Raw genomic sequence first — 15,338 nt, 5'->3', positions numbered from 1 at the left:
ATAAAAAAGCCCCGATCAGATCGGGGCTTTTTGGTTTTCGATTCGTCGATTCAAGTCGTCAAATCGCGGCTAGCTTGGAAATCAATCCCAGCTCAAAGCCCCACCCGTCTGATACTCAATAACCCGAGTCTCAAAGAAATTCTTCTCTTTCTTCAAGTCCATGATCTCGCTCATCCAAGGGAACGGGTTAGTCGTCCCTGGATACTCTTCCTTCAACCCAATCTGCGACAGACGACGGTTAGCAATGAACTTGAGGTAGTCCTCCATCATCGCCGCATTCATGCCCAACACCCCACGAGGCATGGTGTCACGCGCGTATTCGATCTCCAGCTGAGTACCCTGCAGAATCATCTGCGAAGCTTCTTCCTTCATCTCGGCATCCCACAAATGCGGGTTTTCGATTTTGATCTGGTTGATCACGTCGATGCCGAAGTTCAGGTGCATGGATTCGTCGCGCAGGATGTATTGGAACTGCTCGGCGACGCCGGTCATTTTGTTGCGGCGGCCCATGGAGAGGATCTGGGTGAAGCCGCAGTAGAAGAAGATGCCTTCCAGAACGCAGTAGTAGGCGATCAGGTTGCGCAGCAGTTCTTTGTCGGTTTCGACGGTGCCGGTTTCGAACTTCGGATCGGAGATCGAACGGGTGTATTTCAGGCCCCAGGTGGCTTTTTTCGCGACCGATGGGATCTCGTGGTACATGTTGAAGATTTCGCCTTCATCCATGGCCAGCGATTCGATGCAGTACTGGTAGGCGTGGGTGTGGATCGCCTCTTCGAAGGCCTGGCGCAGGATGTACTGGCGGCATTCCGGGTTGGTGATCAGGCGGTACACGGCCAGGACCAGGTTGTTGGCAACCAGGGAGTCGGCGGTGGAGAAGAAGCCGAGGTTGCGCATCACAATGCGGCGCTCGTCGTCGGTCAGGCCTTCCGGGTTTTTCCAGAGGGCGATGTCGGCGGTCATGTTGACTTCTTGCGGCATCCAGTGGTTTGCGCAGCCGTCCAGGTACTTCTGCCAGGCCCAGTCGTACTTGAAGGGTACGAGTTGGTTGAGGTCGGCGCGGCAGTTGATCATGCGCTTTTCGTCAACGGCGACACGGGCGGAGGCGCCTTCGAGTTCGGCGAGGCCTTCGGCGACGTCGAGGGAATCCAGGGCGGCTTTGGCGCGGGCAACGGCGGCGGAGTCAGAAGCGGTCACGGCACGGGCTTCCAGGGCGGCGGCACCGCCGGCGCTGTCGAGACGGTCCATGTTGGCTTCGGTGGCGTGGCCAGCGTTGGCGCTCTTGACTGCTACTTCCGTGTCTTCTTTGTCGAATTCGTCCCAGCTCAGCATGACGTGTCGTCTCCTGCGTGAGGGCCAGTGTGCCCGTGTGAAATTGGATAGGTCGGTTTTTCACACGGCCTTACTGGCCGCGTTGGATCTAAAGGAATCGTTTTTTGCGGCAGCTATACGCAGGCATCAAACAGAATTTTGTACGGGGTTCCGAGAGCCACTGATGGGCGCAGCAAGCGTTGATCGCTTGTGCGGGGCTTCAGACTGGCTTTTCGTCCCTGTAAGGGAATATTGCAGGCCCGTTTAAGGCTGCATTATAGGGAAGTTTTGCGTGCTGTGGTGCGGCGAAATGGCTCACGGATCGGTCGACGGGGGCCGTTTTTCGGTCGGAGTGAGGGTTTACAGGGCTTTGAAGGGCGTTGGCGGGGGAAGATTTTTTTTCCTGATTTTTTGCCCCGGATTATTTTTGTTCAAGAAATGACCAGAAAAGGCTTTTTTCACTACATCTTGTGTTTCGGTGGGGTTTTCTCAGGCTCCAGACACAACTAAGCCCGACCGAAGTCGGGCTGTGAAGTCACGCTGGTGGATCAGCTCAGGCGAGCGGCACCGACGTGGTCTGCACCGTCGGCGGCAAGGCGGGCGGCACCGGTGTGGTCAGCGCCATCGGAGGCCAGTTTGCCTGCGCCAATGTGATCGGCACCATCGGCGGCGAGACGGGCGGCGCCAGTGTGGTCAGAGCCGTCGGAAGCGACAGCGGCTTCAGTGGTGTAAGCAGCCGAGCCGGTGCGGTCGTAACCATCGGCGGCGAAGGTGTTGGCAGCCAGTACGGAGAGGGTCAGGGCGAGGATCAGTTGGGTTTTCATGGTTGTTGCTCCAGTTTTGTAAGCGTTGTTTGTCTTGGGTTGAAATGAATACTACGCCAATGAATTCGATTAAAAAGTGCAAATAAATGCTTAAAACAATCGATTTAATCGATCATTAAGGTTCGGCGTTTCATCTACCTGAGCGCGGCAGGTGGGTCGAACCTTTCAGGGGAGGGGTGAAGCAGGGGATCAGCCGTTGGAGCAGCCGTTGCCCATCGCGCTGTAACGCAGGATATGCCGTTGACCGTTGGAGTCTTCGTATTCCATTTTCATCGGCACAACTTCACACACGTTCGGGGCTTCGCTCATGGAGATCACTTTGGCGATGTCCAGGTGGGTGGAGTAGGTGTATTCCTCTATTGCTGGTTGTTGCCGCGCGACATCAGTCGGGACCTCGTTTGCCATGGCGGTTGCGCACAGACTGCTGAGGGCCAGAACCAATAAAGCTTTCATTTGAAATTTACCTTTTAGAGGTCGAAAGGGGGCACGCAATCTTTTTGGGATTGCGTGTGGAGCTTCAGTACCAGGGTGATTGATTAACTGCCTTCGTGGGGGCTGCAACTGGGTTAATCAGGTTGCCTTGTCGGCGTGGCTGATTTTAGGTGGGCGCGCCTCGTCCATATAGCCGTGGATTTGATAAACACTTTTGACAGATCCTGTAACAATCCCTGAATAGCCGCTTCTTTTGCAGGCGCGAGCTTGCTCGCGATGAGCCAGAGAGCGCCGCGGGGTGTCAGATTGGGCGCGTTATCGTTGACGACCATCGCGAGCGAGCTCGCTCCTACAGGTGCCGCGGTGGTTGTGGAAGCGAGCTTGCTCGCGATGAGCCGGAGAGCACTGCGGGGTGTCAGGTTGGGCGCGTTATCGTTGGCGACCATCGCGAGCAGGCTCGCTCTACAGGTGTCGTGCGATGTTTAGTAGGGGGTTTTCACGACAATTTGTAGGGGCTTGTTACTACCATCGTCGAATGGTTCTATAGCCCCGGCCCGGCTAAAACGTGGTCATACAAAAACAACTATTCCACCGAGGTAAGAAAGATGAGTGCGGCTTCCCTGTATCCCGTTCGTCCCGAGGTTCTGGCTAACACGCTGACCGACGAGGCGACCTACAAGGCGATGTACCAGCAGTCGGTCGTCAACCCCGACGGCTTCTGGCGCGAGCAAGCCAAGCGCCTCGACTGGATCAAGCCTTTTACCACGGTGAAGCAGACTTCCTTCGACGATCACCACGTCGACATCAAATGGTTCGCCGACGGCACCCTGAACGTTTCCTACAACTGCCTCGACCGTCATCTGGCCGAGCGCGGCGATCAGGTCGCGATTATCTGGGAGGGTGATGACCCTGCCGAAAGCCGCCACATCACTTACCGCGAACTGCACGAGCAAGTGTGCAAGTTCGCCAACGCCCTGCGTGGTCAGGACGTGCACCGCGGCGACGTGGTGACTATCTATATGCCGATGATCCCCGAAGCCGTGGTCGCCATGCTGGCCTGTACCCGGATCGGCGCGATTCACTCGGTGGTGTTCGGCGGGTTCTCACCGGAAGCCCTGGCCGGTCGCATCATCGACTGCAAATCCAAAGTGGTGATCACCGCCGACGAAGGCATTCGTGCCGGCAAGAAGATCCCGCTCAAGGCCAACGTCGACGACGCCCTGACCAACCCGGAAACCAGCAGCATCCAGAAAGTCATCGTGTGCCAGCGCACCGGTGGCGACATCAAGTGGAACCAGCATCGCGACATCTGGTTCGAGGACCTGATGAAAGTGGCGGGCACCGTGTGCGCGCCGAAAGAAATGGGTGCTGAAGAAGCGCTGTTCATCCTTTACACCTCCGGCTCCACCGGCAAGCCGAAGGGCGTGCAGCACACCACCGGCGGCTATCTGTTGTACGCCGCAATGACCCACGAGCGTGTGTTCGACTACCGCCCGGGCGAGATCTACTGGTGCACCGCCGACGTCGGTTGGGTCACCGGCCACAGCTATATCGTCTACGGCCCGCTGGCCAACGGCGCGACCACGCTGCTGTTCGAAGGCGTGCCGAACTACCCGGACATCACCCGGGTGGCGAAGATCGTCGACAAGCACAAGGTCAACATCCTCTACACCGCACCGACCGCGATCCGCGCCATGATGGCCTCGGGCACCGCCGCTGTTGAAGGCGCGGATGGCAGCAGCCTGCGCCTGTTGGGTTCGGTGGGCGAGCCGATCAACCCGGAAGCCTGGGACTGGTACTACAAGAATGTCGGCAAGTCCCGTTGCCCGATCGTCGACACCTGGTGGCAGACCGAAACCGGCGGCAACATGATGAGCCCACTACCGGGTGCTCACGCGCTCAAGCCAGGCTCTGCGGCGCGTCCGTTCTTCGGCGTGGTGCCGGCACTGGTGGACAACCTGGGCAACATCGTCGAAGGCGAGGCCGAGGGCAACCTGGTGATTCTCGATTCGTGGCCAGGCCAGGCGCGCACGCTGTTTGGCGACCATGACCGCTTCGTCGACACCTACTTCAAGACCTTCCGTGGCATGTACTTCACCGGTGACGGTGCGCGTCGTGACGCGGACGGTTACTACTGGATCACCGGTCGCGTAGACGACGTGCTCAACGTGTCCGGCCACCGCATGGGCACCGCCGAGATTGAAAGCGCGATGGTCGCTCACCCGAAAGTCGCCGAAGCGGCTGTGGTCGGTGTGCCGCACGACATCAAGGGGCAGGGCATCTATGTCTATGTCACCCTTAAAAACGGCGAAGAGCCGAACGAGCAGTTGCGCCTGGAACTGAAAAACTGGGTGCGCAAGGAGATCGGCCCGATTGCTTCGCCGGATGTCATCCAGTGGGCGCCGGGGCTGCCGAAGACTCGCTCGGGCAAGATCATGCGCCGGATTCTGCGCAAGATTGCGACGGCTGAATATGATGGGTTGGGTGATATCTCCACCCTGGCTGATCCGAGTGTGGTGCAGCATTTGATTGATACGCACAAGACGATGAATGTCGCGTAAGCGGCAGCTCTGAGTCACTGAAAGCCCCGTCAGGTGTTGAGCCTGGCGGGGCTTTTTTGTGCCTGGGGGGGGGGTGGTTGGGCTGGCCTCATCGCTAGCAGGCTAGCTCCCACAGGGGAATTGGGGGAGATGAAAGTTATGGGCACGACACAAAACCATTGTGGGAGCTAGCCTGCTAGCGATGGCGGTCTGTCAGACAGCAATTAAACGCGGGCCAATAAATATCGGCTTCAGCCGCAGGACAATTCCTACTGTTACCTACATTCTTTCAGGTTACTGAATGTGTAACCGCATCGCGCCAATACGGGGCATTGGGAAACGCCGGGGGGTAAATCCGGGCCTGAAATGCGCCTCAAAAAAATAAGCCACTACACTGCGCTTGCCGGATTAGAAGGGTTTGCCAATAATAGGCCCGCAATTTGCAATATAGATCGGTTCAATGTCTTTTGCTCTTGCATGATTTTGCAGGGCTGTCAACGCGCTAAAACGACTTTCTCAGTGCATCTGTAATTAGTTGTCGCATTGAAGAAATATCGGCCTCGGGCCTGTCGTTAGAATGCCGATCACTCGCTCGTCGTTGGTCGTGTTGAATTTCAACACCCGCTTCCCAGGACGCAGCACTGCTTTCCGGTTCCACTCACTCGCATATTGGGCTGTCGCTCACTCTGCCGTTTTTGCCCTTTACCGATGGAGTCCCAAGATGAAGAAACTCGTGCTGCTTGGCGCCCTGGCACTGTCCGTGCTGTCCATGCCAACCTTCGCCGATGAAAAACCTCTGAAAATCGGTATCGAGGCGGCTTACCCTCCGTTCGCGTCCAAGGCTCCGGACGGCAGCATCGTTGGTTTCGACTACGACATCGGCAATGCATTGTGTGAAGAGATGAAGGTCAAGTGCGTGTGGGTCGAGCAAGAGTTCGACGGCCTGATCCCGGCACTGAAAGTGCGCAAGATCGACGCGATCCTGTCGTCCATGTCGATCACCGAAGATCGCAAGAAGTCCGTGGACTTCACCAACAAGTACTACAACACCCCGGCTCGCCTGGTCATGAAGGCCGGCACTCAAGTCAGCGAAGGCCTGACCGAGCTCAAGGGCAAGAACATCGGCGTGCAGCGTGGTTCGATCCACGAGCGTTTCGCCCGCGAAGTCCTGGCCCCGCTGGGTGCCGAGATCAAGCCTTACGGTTCGCAGAACGAAATTTACCTCGACGTGGCCGCCGGCCGCCTCGACGGCACCGTGGCAGACGCTACGCTTCTGGATGACGGTTTCCTGAAAACCGACGCCGGTAAAGGTTTCGCCTTCGTCGGCCCTGCGTTCACCGACGTCAAATACTTCGGCGACGGCGTAGGCATCGCGGTGCGCAAAGGCGACAAGGAAGATCTGGACAAGCTCAACAACGCTATCGCCGCTATTCGTGCGAACGGCAAGTACCAGCAAATCCAGGACAAGTACTTCGCCTTCGATATCTACGGCAAGTAATACGTCCCAGCGACAAGTCCGAAATGGCGCAAGCAACAGGATCTCTGAGGTTTGCGCCATTTTTTCATCCCAACTTTCGAGGACCTGAATCATGTTGAAAGGCTACGGGGCTGTCATCCTCGATGGCGCTTGGCTGACGCTTCAGCTCGCCTTGTCGTCCATGGCCATGGCCATCGTTCTGGGTCTGATCGGCGTGGCACTGCGTCTGTCGCCGGTGCGCTGGCTGGCCTGGCTGGGCGACCTGTATTCCACGGTGATCCGCGGTATTCCCGACCTGGTGCTGATCCTGCTGATTTTCTACGGCGGCCAGGACCTGCTCAACCGCGTCGCACCGCTGCTCGGCTTTGACGAGTACATCGACCTGAACCCGTTGGCCGCCGGTATCGGCACCCTGGGCTTCATCTTCGGTGCGTACCTGTCGGAAACCTTCCGTGGCGCCTTCATGGCGATCCCCAAGGGCCAGGCTGAAGCCGGCATGGCTTACGGCATGAGCAGTTTCCAGGTGTTCTTCCGGGTGTTGGTGCCACAGATGATTCGTCTGGCGATTCCGGGTTTCACCAACAACTGGCTGGTATTGACCAAGGCTACCGCGCTGATTTCGGTGGTGGGTCTGCAAGACATGATGTTCAAGGCCAAGCAGGCGGCCGATGCCACCCGCGAGCCTTTCACCTTCTTCCTCGCAGTGGCGGCGATGTACCTGGTGATCACCAGTGTGTCGTTGCTGGCATTGCGTCACCTTGAGAAGCGCTACTCGGTAGGCGTAAGGGCGGCTGATCTATGATCTTCGACTACAACGTCATTTGGGAGGCCTTGCCGCTGTACCTCGGCGGCCTGGTGACCACCCTCAAACTGCTCGCGCTGTCGCTGTTCTTCGGCTTGCTGTGCGCCTTGCCGCTGGGCTTGATGCGCGTCTCGAAGAACTCGGTCGTCAACATGTCGGCCTGGCTCTACACCTACGTGATCCGCGGCACGCCGATGCTGGTGCAGTTGTTCCTGATCTACTACGGTCTGGCGCAGTTCGAAGCGGTACGTGAAAGCTTCCTCTGGCCGTGGCTGTCCAGCGCAACGTTCTGTGCGTGCCTGGCGTTCGCGATCAACACCAGCGCCTACACCGCCGAAATCATCGCCGGCAGCCTGCGCGCCACGCCGAACGGTGAGATCGAAGCGGCCAAGGCCATGGGCATGTCGCGGGTCAAGATGTACAAGCGCATCCTGCTGCCGTCGGCCTTGCGCCGGGCGCTGCCGCAGTACAGCAACGAAGTGATCATGATGCTGCAGACCACCAGTCTGGCGTCCATCGTGACCCTGATCGACATCACCGGTGCCGCGCGCACGGTCAACGCCCAGTTCTACCTGCCGTTCGAGGCGTACATCACCGCCGGCGTGTTCTACCTGTGCCTGACCTTTATCCTGGTGAAACTGTTCAAGATGGCCGAGCGCCGCTGGCTGGGCTACCTGGCCCCGCGCAAGCACTGAATACCACTGACTGACTGTTTTTGTGAGAACCGACAGCATGTACAAACTTGAAGTCCAAGACCTGCATAAACGCTATGGCAGTCACGAAGTGCTCAAGGGCGTGTCCCTGAAAGCGGCAGCCGGCGATGTGATCAGCATCATCGGTTCCAGTGGCTCCGGCAAAAGCACTTTCCTGCGCTGTATCAACCTGCTGGAGCAGCCGCACGCGGGCAAGATCCTGCTCAACAACGAAGAGTTGAAGCTGGTGGCGAACAAGGACGGCGCGCTGAAGGCGGCCGACCCGAAACAGCTGCAGCGCATGCGTTCACGCCTGTCGATGGTGTTCCAGCATTTCAATCTGTGGTCGCACATGACTGCGCTGGAAAACATCATGGAAGCGCCGGTGCATGTGCTGGGCATGTCCAAGGTTGAAGCGCGCGAGAAAGCCGAACACTACCTGAACAAGGTGGGCGTGGCTCATCGCAAAGACGCGTATCCGGGACACATGTCCGGTGGCGAGCAGCAGCGTGTGGCGATTGCCCGTGCGCTGGCGATGGAACCTGAGGTGATGCTGTTCGACGAGCCCACTTCCGCACTCGACCCGGAGTTGGTCGGCGATGTGTTGAAAGTCATGCAGGCCCTGGCCCAGGAAGGCCGGACCATGGTCGTGGTGACGCACGAAATGGGCTTCGCCCGCGAGGTGTCGAACCAGTTGGTGTTCCTGCACAAAGGTGTGGTCGAAGAAAGCGGCAACCCGCGCGAAGTGCTGGTGAACCCGCAATCGGAGCGTTTGCAGCAATTCCTGTCCGGTAGCTTGAAGTAATCAGGACTGCCGTTGTGCACCGGGATAGTGCATGCTTCGCAATTTAGAGGCCGGCCCCGATCCCTTGTGGGAGCGAGCCTGCTCGCGAATGCGGTGTGACATTCAACACAGATGTCGACTGATCCACCGCTTTCGCGAGCAGGCTCGCTCCCACATTTAGATCTCTGTTGGTTTTGAGATTTGCGTTCATTTACGGGCTAGCATTGGCCCATGCCTTCATCACTGTTCTCCGCTTCGGATTGCCCACCATGACTGCCCATCGAATTGGTTTCCTGATTTGGCCCAGCACTAAAGCACTGACGCTTGCGCTGGCTGAGGAGGCCTTGCGTGTTGCCCAGCGTGTGCATCCGGACGTGGTTTACGAGTTGTCGTTCCTGCAGGCCGAGCCGCCGGCCGAAAGCGCCTGGCAATTGCCGGGTGAAGCGTGGACCGGCAAGCTCGAAAACTTCCAGAAACTGTTCCTGCTCGCGGACGAGCCGCCGACCGCATTGGCGCCGGCGCTCAGCAGTGCGCTCAAGCAACTGGTGCGTTCCGGTTGCGTGATCGGCGGTCTGTCGGCCGGTGTTTATCCGTTGGCGCAACTCGGTTTGCTCGACGGTTATCGCGCTGCCGTGCACTGGCGCTGGCAGGACGATTTCGCCGAGCGCTTTCCGAAGGTCATCGCCACCAGTCATCTGTTCGATTGGGATCGCGATCGCCTGACCGCGTGCGGCGGCCTGTCGGTGCTCGACCTGTTGCTGGCCGTACTGGCCCGCGACCATGGGGCGGAACTGGCCGGTGCGGTATCCGAAGAACTGGTGGTCGAGCGCATCCGCGAGGGCGGCGAACGCCAGCGTATTCCGTTGCAGAACCGCCTCGGTTCCAGCCATCCGAAGCTCACACAAGCCGTGTTGCTGATGGAAGCCAACATCGAAGAGCCCCTGACCACCGACGAAATTGCCCAGCACGTTTGCGTGTCCCGTCGGCAACTGGAGCGCATCTTCAAGCAATACCTCAACCGTGTGCCAAGCCAGTATTACCTGGAACTGCGCCTGAACAAGGCTCGGCAGATGTTGATGCAAACCAGCAAGTCGATCATCCAGATCGGCTTGTCCTGTGGCTTCTCCTCGGGGCCGCACTTTTCCAGCGCCTATCGCAATTTCTTCGGTGCCACGCCGCGGGAAGATCGCAACCAGCGGCGCAGCAGCAGCCCGTTCGAATTGTCATCGGTGCCGTCGGAGCGCGGTTGATCCGCGCCTGATCCCGATCAATCTTCCGGTTCGGACGCCTCGGAAGTCGACATCTCCAATTCTGCCCGTTCGATCACTTCCTGAACTCCGAAGTCGACGCTGGTCAGCCTGAAATACTCGAGCAGGATTTGCAGGCTTTCTTCAGAGAACGGATTACCCCGCAGGCTGATGCTTTCGGCGAGCTCCAGCGGCAGTTCGAGGAGGTCGGCGGGTATCTGGCTGATCGCGTTGTCGCTCAGGTCCACGGATTCCAGGCTCTTGAGTTGCAACAGTCCGGCGGGTAGTTCGGTGAGCCCGCAGTTGTCCAGTTGCAGGGTCGCCAGGTCTGTCATCTGGCTGATATCCGGAGCCAGTCCCAGCGGATTGTTTCTCAAGTCGATGAATTCCAGGCGGGCCATCTCCGCCAGGTTCAGGGCCGACTGCGGGGTCAGGGTGACGTTGCAGTCCAGGAGATTGAGCGACTTCAAATCGCTCATCCGGAAAATCGCCTCCGGGATATCGCCCAGCCTGAAGTCGTTGATAACGAGGGTCTTGAGTTTGGGGAAGCTCTCCAGGAACCCCGTGACACCTGTGGTCAGGCCGCTCTCGCTGCTCAGGTAAACCATGGAAACATGGCTGAAATCTGCGCTAAGTATCGGCAGGCTACCGGTAATCCGCGTCTCCAGACTCAGGTCATAAGTAGTCGCTTGCAGCGTATCGTTGAAATCATCCGGATCGGTTTCCCGGCGCCAGCAGCGCAGTACGGACTCTCTGAATGCGTCCCGCGTCGAATGTTCGATCAGCAGTTGCTGGGCAGTGAACGGTTGATTGCTGTGAGGGTGGACGGCTGGAATATTGCCGGTCCAGGCTGACAGGTCGTTTTCAAGGGTGGTGAGTTCGGCTTCCAGGCGGGTCAATGTGATTCGCCCCTCGTCCAGTGTGCCGGGTAACAGGAACACGAATTTGCTGGCAACCTCACGGTCCAGCATGGGGTACAGCGCTTGCACGCGGTGGATGTCTCCTTCTTCGGCGTAGATACCGAAATCCTGACGGGTCTGCTGGAAGTGCTGTTTGTGGCGTTCACGGGTTGCGCTTGAAAGTGGATTGTTGCCCAGGTTGATATCTCCCTGGGTGCTGCGCTGCAATGTGAACAGGGTGTCGGGTACCTCCTTGATCTGGTTGTCATGGAGCAGGGCGGTGCGCAGGCGCGGACGAGTCAATAAGTCGCGCGGAAGTTCAGTGATGCCTGTCTGCGATAAATCGATGTAATTCAGATCGGGCATGCTGCCGATATCGGGTGTCAGGCCCAAGGGGTTTTTGAACAAGTTCAGAAAAGTCAACTGATGCAGGCCGGCAAGTGCGGTCTGGCTTTCGGGGCTGAGGGTAATCGCGCAATTGCTCAGAACGAGTTCTTCGAGTTGCAACGAGGAAACGGTGTCGGGCAAGCGGCCAAGGTTGAAATCGCGCAGTTTCAGGATGCGTAAACCTGTAAAACTGCGCAGAAACTCCTGCACGCCTCGCGTGGCACTACTGCCATCCAGGGTCAGCATGGTGACGCCGCTGAATTCGGCGTCCAGTGTCGGCAATTGGCCGATGATCGGTTGGGAAAAGTTGAAGTCGACCGATTCAAAAGCGGTCTCGGGGAGGGTCCATTGCTGGCGCCAACACTCGGCCAGACGGGTAGTGAATTGACGGCGGACCTGCTGTTGCGCAGCGAATTGCTCGGGCGTGATTCCGATTTGCGTGTCTGGAATGAACAGTGGAATTTGATTGCGCCAGGACGAAAGTGTCTCCAGGAGTTGCGCGTGTTGAGTCATGAGCCGACTCAGCTCTGCTCGCAGCCCGTTGGGGTGTTGCTGCAAGCGTTCGACGAAGGCGTCGAGTTCTTCGGCGGATAGATGGGGAAACAGAGTCTGCGCCCGGGTTTGCAAGGTGGGTGTGTTGCCTGGGATTCGACGATACCCGTCACTGCCACCGAGCAAGCGCATCACCTTTGGGTCGTAGGTGGGTTTGAGATTGGGGTGTTGAATCAGCAGCGCGCGCAATGCATCACGGCTCAAGGCGTGCTGGCGAATCAACTGTTTGAGCCGTTCACCTTCACCGATATGAAGATTCAGGGCGGTACGTTCGCTGTCCGGCATGGCCTGTAGCAGGCAGGTGTAAAGCGAGCCCATGCCGCTGAGTTCTTCGCCATCATGATCGAACGGCTGATACGAGCCTTCTTCATTGAGCACCAGTACTTTGCGGTCGGGCGCTTCGACGCTGCCAAGGCTGTCAATGAGGAGACCCTCATGGGAGTACTGGCGGATTTCCAACCGTAGCTGTCCCGTCCAGCCTGGCAGTTTTTCCAGGGTGTGCAAGGCCAGCCGGTCGGTGTCGAGGTTGTTCTCGGTCGATGGCAAATCCAGCCCCTCGTAGGCGCGTGTCACGCGCACTTGCAAGCGGGCCTCCCGGCTCAGCTCGGCTAATCGAGGGGGGACGGTTGCGTTTTTCAACTGCTGCAGTTCCAGGTCGCTTGCTGTGTCCACAATCGCTTGTGCAACGCTGCGTGGCAGTCCGGGCTCGGCATCCATGACCACTTGTACAGCTGCGCGAGCGCCACCTTCGAGTCTGCGATAACGCTGGTCGAACAGGCGTTGCCGTTTCTTTTCGGCAAGTTGCGAGAGTATCTGGCGCAACCGCTGCGTCCGGTTTTCCAGGCCCGGGGAGGGATGGCCGAATTCTTCACCCATCAACGTTCTGGCTTCGCTGTCCGACAGGGTCAGGAGAACTGTTTTCAACAGGTCACCATCGGTGAGGCGGGCGGTATCGATTTGCACCACGGGCACATCGCGCGCCGGGCTTTGCCAAAGGGTTTGCGCATTGTCGTCGATCAGTCGCAGGCCTTTGTCTGCTGGCCAGTAGCCGTTTTCATTAAGCAGTTCCAGCTGTGTCACGGGATCTGCCTTGAGGAAATGTTCCGGCTGGTCGCTGCCGATCTGATCGATAAAGGCTTGTATGTCCTGATCGATCCCGAAGCGTACGAGTGTGTCGGCCAATAGCGGCGGCACCTGTTCGGCATTCACATGCATCTTGCGCAGGACATCTTCGTGGCTGCCGCTGATGTCGAGGATGCGCTCGCGGGTGCTGGCTGGAAATCGCTGCATGTCCGGGCCGACACGGTGCAATACGGTGGCCTGGTTCCAGCTCAACGGCTGGTCGAGTTCGGTTTGCCAGGCACCGCTGCCGTTGTGTCGCAGTTGTGGTTTGTAGGCGTCAGGGCGGGTGGGGTGGTCGATGCGGTATTTGCCGGTTAGCGGATCCTTGCTCACGGCGTAGTGTTTGGTTTCCAGGGGCAGCAGGGTTTGGCCTTGATGCGGGTGCAGCCCCAGCTCATCCGGTTTTGCATCCTTGGGTAACACCGCGGGGTGTTCATAGGTGGTCAGGTCGGGCTGCCAGTAGCGGGTGTCGCCATCAGGCCGTTTTACCGAATTGAAGCGGTCGATGAATTCAACGATCTCCCGAGGCAATACCGAGCGAAATTCCCCGGCCGCGATCGCGCCACCTGCGGCAAAGGTTCCCAGTTGCACCACGGACTCCACCACACCCATCAGGTGCCCGAAGGCCTCGCGACTCTGCCCTTCGGCCCAGTCGACCACGCTTTCGAAGGTTTCGTCGAGCAACTGGTAGGCCATGTAGCCCAGCATCAGTTCGCCGAGAAACGGCACGAATGGCAGCGCGACGAACGCGGCGATGTTCAGCAGCGCCGAGGCGATTTCCGTGAAGGAATCCCACAGCGCCCAGCGGGCTTTCTGGTCGACCGTTGCAGTGGACACCGCGATCACCCGCGCATCGTTGAGGATCTTGTCGAGCTTGCTTTGGTAGAGGTGAGTCCACAGTTCTGCTGTGACAGGCGTTGCCACGATCTGCAGATCCGCACGGGGGTTGGGTTGTTCCCGCCAGGTCGGACGAGAATCGCCTGGCTGGACCGGTTGCCAGGTGATCGGGGCAAGCAGGTTGTTCAACTGAGCGAAAAAGTGGCCGCGATCCTCATGGTTAATGAAGCGGCTGAAAAACTGTTGATAGGCGGGGGCGCGAAGGCGCTGGCCCAGTTCCTCGGCGAAGGCTGCGGACGATGGGTATTCCTTGATCGGCTGTTCGGGGTCGCCCGGTATATAAGCCACCACGCGAACCACTTCCCGGGCGCGCTCCAGGTCCGGGGCAAACAGCAGGATGCCGGTCAGGCGCGCGTTGAGGATCGTCAGGTCATGACAGCGCCATGGCTGCCTGTGCAGGCGCAGATGCGGCAGGTTGTCGAGCAGACCGAGAATCAGGCTGTGGGTGTCGTTGCCCAGGTTTTTTTGCATCTGTGCCAGGTGCAATGCAGCGGTGATGGCGGATTTCTGGCTGTCGCGGATTTTTCCTTGCAGGACCGCCGCGACCACCGGGTTGCTGATGCCCAGATTGTCTTCCAGATAGGTTTTATAGCGCTGGCCAATGTCCAGCTCCCGGCACATACCGGTAAATACCGTCACAGGCATTTTTTTCAGGATCTGCGGCAAGGTCAGGAATTGCCCGTCGGAAGACGGTGCTGTGATGTACGTCGAGGCAGGCTCGAAGGCATCGACGCGGGTCTCGGCAGTTTCGAAATTGTGCAGTGCGGCGTCCAGCAGCGATACCGTCCAGATGCGCGCAGCGCCCGACTTCAGTCGTAACCACGGCAGGTGATCAGGTAGGTAGAGGCGCAAAAACGTTTCGCGCACATTCAGATCCAGGCCGAAGCGGCGCTTGATTTCGGCCTGGAGCAGCGGTTCGGCGAAATCCGCGGGGTTTTGCAGGTTGGCCAGCGCCTTGTCGACCTGGTTCTGGCTGGCGACCTGTCGGGCGATCAGCCTGGTGAGTTCCGTGTGGTGATGTTTCGACGCAGTCTTTAGTCCGGCGGGCAGAGCGGGGGTGATGTTGCGTAGCGCCTTGCGTCTGTGGGGGGCCGCCTGGCGGAGCCAGGAGGGGATGACATTCTGCAGGTGCTGGAAGTGAGCGTCGGGGCTGAAAGCGTCGGAGGCAACAGTGGCAGTAGATTCGGTAGTCATGGGGGCAGTGGCCGTTGGCTTTGAAAGACCACTAGGAAAACCCGCGAATCTGGACGCTGTGCGGTACATATTTACCGCACTCCGACCATTGCCATGGGTTACAACGCAGCAAGCCTGCCGCAAACGCCCGTCGCCAGTTAAACTGCGCCTTTGCGACCCTATATGTCGCATTGCCGTAAAC

At 58.6% G+C, this 15,338-nt stretch carries 10 protein-coding genes; 6 read left to right on the top strand and 4 right to left on the bottom strand.

The features are described 5' to 3' along the window. Window positions 1-81: 81 nt before the first annotated feature. The 3 genes from ACM6J5_RS18440 to ACM6J5_RS18430 all read right to left on the bottom strand — a co-directional run bounded on the left by ACM6J5_RS18440 (window position 82) and on the right by ACM6J5_RS18430 (window position 2,585). The gene (locus tag ACM6J5_RS18440) at window positions 82-1,329 is read right to left on the bottom strand and encodes a ribonucleotide-diphosphate reductase subunit beta (protein WP_007992761.1); all 1,248 of its coding nucleotides are present in this window, start codon (window positions 1,327-1,329) and stop codon (window positions 82-84) included. 527 nt (window positions 1,330-1,856) lie between these two features. After that, entirely contained in the window at window positions 1,857-2,132 is a 276-nt protein-coding gene (locus ACM6J5_RS18435) for a hypothetical protein (RefSeq protein WP_095944558.1), read from the bottom strand. Window positions 2,133-2,321: 189 nt separating this feature from the next. After that, window positions 2,322-2,585, bottom strand: coding sequence for a DUF2790 domain-containing protein (locus ACM6J5_RS18430; protein ID WP_414929094.1), 264 nt, complete (start codon window positions 2,583-2,585; stop codon window positions 2,322-2,324). Window positions 2,586-3,169: 584 nt separating this feature from the next. Here ACM6J5_RS18430 and acs point away from each other — a divergent pair. The 6 genes from acs (at window position 3,170) to argR (ending at window position 10,109) form a co-directional block, all read left to right on the top strand. After that, window positions 3,170-5,125: an acetate--CoA ligase gene (gene acs / locus ACM6J5_RS18425; RefSeq protein ID WP_095944559.1), complete on the top strand. Its 1,956-nt coding sequence runs from the start codon at window positions 3,170-3,172 to the stop codon at window positions 5,123-5,125. Window positions 5,126-5,825: 700 nt separating this feature from the next. Further along, entirely contained in the window at window positions 5,826-6,602 is a 777-nt protein-coding gene (locus ACM6J5_RS18420) for an ABC transporter substrate-binding protein (protein WP_095944560.1), read from the top strand. 91 nt (window positions 6,603-6,693) lie between these two features. Further along, window positions 6,694-7,383 carry an ABC transporter permease gene (locus tag ACM6J5_RS18415; protein WP_015096506.1) on the top strand — a complete coding sequence of 230 codons (690 nt, stop codon included), beginning with the start codon at window positions 6,694-6,696 and terminating at the stop codon, window positions 7,381-7,383. Further along, complete coding sequence (locus ACM6J5_RS18410; protein WP_095944561.1) at window positions 7,380-8,078, top strand: ABC transporter permease; 699 nt, start codon at window positions 7,380-7,382, stop codon at window positions 8,076-8,078. Before ACM6J5_RS18415 ends, ACM6J5_RS18410 begins: the two co-directional genes overlap by 4 nt. Before the next feature lie 37 nt (window positions 8,079-8,115). Continuing rightward, a complete protein-coding gene (locus ACM6J5_RS18405; protein ID WP_414929093.1) occupies window positions 8,116-8,880 on the top strand; it encodes an ABC transporter ATP-binding protein in 765 nt (254 codons plus the stop codon). A gap of 248 nt (window positions 8,881-9,128) precedes the next feature. After that, window positions 9,129-10,109 carry a transcriptional regulator ArgR gene (gene argR / locus ACM6J5_RS18400; RefSeq protein ID WP_095944562.1) on the top strand — a complete coding sequence of 327 codons (981 nt, stop codon included), beginning with the start codon at window positions 9,129-9,131 and terminating at the stop codon, window positions 10,107-10,109. A gap of 17 nt (window positions 10,110-10,126) precedes the next feature. On the opposite strand, the gene ACM6J5_RS18395 is transcribed toward argR, so the two are convergent. Continuing rightward, on the bottom strand, window positions 10,127-15,157 hold the full coding sequence (locus ACM6J5_RS18395) for a dermonecrotic toxin domain-containing protein (protein ID WP_414929092.1): 5,031 nt from the start codon (window positions 15,155-15,157) through the stop codon (window positions 10,127-10,129). Window positions 15,158-15,338 lie beyond the last annotated feature (181 nt).

It is taken from the genome of Pseudomonas sp. IT-P74 (genome assembly GCF_949768175.1).
Lineage (GTDB): Bacteria > Pseudomonadota > Gammaproteobacteria > Pseudomonadales > Pseudomonadaceae > Aquipseudomonas.
The sequence above is the reverse complement of the archived record's forward strand: the minus strand, read 5'-3'. Positions and strand labels throughout refer to the sequence as shown.

Coding starts and splice junctions, on each gene's coding strand:
- ACM6J5_RS18415 (WP_015096506.1), top strand. CDS start 6,694: ATGTTGAAAGGCTACGGGGCTGTCATCCTCGATGGCGCTTGGCTGACG.
- ACM6J5_RS18405 (WP_414929093.1), top strand. CDS start 8,116: ATGTACAAACTTGAAGTCCAAGACCTGCATAAACGCTATGGCAGTCAC.
- ACM6J5_RS18430 (WP_414929094.1), bottom strand. CDS start 2,585: ATGAAAGCTTTATTGGTTCTGGCCCTCAGCAGTCTGTGCGCAACCGCC.
- acs (WP_095944559.1), top strand. CDS start 3,170: ATGAGTGCGGCTTCCCTGTATCCCGTTCGTCCCGAGGTTCTGGCTAAC.
- ACM6J5_RS18440 (WP_007992761.1), bottom strand. CDS start 1,329: ATGCTGAGCTGGGACGAATTCGACAAAGAAGACACGGAAGTAGCAGTC.
- ACM6J5_RS18410 (WP_095944561.1), top strand. CDS start 7,380: ATGATCTTCGACTACAACGTCATTTGGGAGGCCTTGCCGCTGTACCTC.
- argR (WP_095944562.1), top strand. CDS start 9,129: ATGACTGCCCATCGAATTGGTTTCCTGATTTGGCCCAGCACTAAAGCA.
- ACM6J5_RS18420 (WP_095944560.1), top strand. CDS start 5,826: ATGAAGAAACTCGTGCTGCTTGGCGCCCTGGCACTGTCCGTGCTGTCC.
- ACM6J5_RS18395 (WP_414929092.1), bottom strand. CDS start 15,157: ATGACTACCGAATCTACTGCCACTGTTGCCTCCGACGCTTTCAGCCCC.
- ACM6J5_RS18435 (WP_095944558.1), bottom strand. CDS start 2,132: ATGAAAACCCAACTGATCCTCGCCCTGACCCTCTCCGTACTGGCTGCC.